This is a genomic window from Alcanivorax sp. HI0044 (genome assembly GCF_001634945.1).
Genome location: NZ_LWEZ01001849.1, coordinates 1 through 803, shown reverse-complemented (window position 1 = coordinate 803; position 803 = coordinate 1). Strand labels below are relative to the sequence as shown.

The 803-nt window shown below is 62.6% G+C and carries 1 protein-coding gene; it reads left to right on the top strand.

What is annotated here, in order from left to right:
* Nucleotides 1-803 (top strand): paraquat-inducible protein A (locus tag A3730_RS27605; RefSeq protein ID WP_197477680.1); only part of this gene is annotated, 803 nt, incomplete at both ends.

Below are 803 nucleotides of genomic sequence, written 5' to 3'. Positions count from 1 at the left end.
TTTTTACTACCCTGTCACGAATGTGATCTGGTGTCGGCCGTGAGCCCCGGCAAGGATGGCCAGTGGCTGCAGTGCCCCCGCTGCCAGCACCCACTGATGCGCCCGGCACAAAACGACCAGCTCACCCCTGCCCTGGCCTTTACTGCCCTGCTGCTGCTGACCCTGTCTTTACTGTTTCCCTATCTGGGCTTCGAGAAAAATGGCATCGAGCGGGCCATGACCGTCACCGACGCGGCCTATGAGCTGGCGATTTACCACCACCCGGCCCTGGCCGTTATCGTGATCGCCACCATCATTGTGATCCCGGCGCTGTATCTGTTGTCGGTGTGCTGGATTCATATGAGCCTGGCCAGCCCCGGGCCCCTGCCCGGCAGCCTGTTTCTGGCCCGCTGGTTACCCCGCATGCAGCCCTGGATGATGGCCGATGTCTTTGCCATCGCCGCCCTGGTCAGCCTGGTGAAAATCATCGCCATGGCCCATATCCAACTGCTGTCCGCCTTCTGGACCTTTTCCGGTTTCGCCCTGATCCTGCTAATCACCGTCACCCGCATGAACACCATCGGCCTGTGGCAGCGGCTGCTCGGCGACCTGCAACAGCCAGCGCAGGCACAAGCCGGCGACACCGCCCAGCGCCAGGGCCTGATTGGCTGCCAATGGTGCGGGCAGCTGCAGCCCTTGGGACAATCCCACCGCTGCCACCACTGCCACAGTTTTCTCCACGAGCGTCACCCCTTCAACCTGCAGCGGGTCTGGGCATTGCTGGTCACCGCCATTCTCTGCTGCTTTCCGGCGCACCTGTTCCC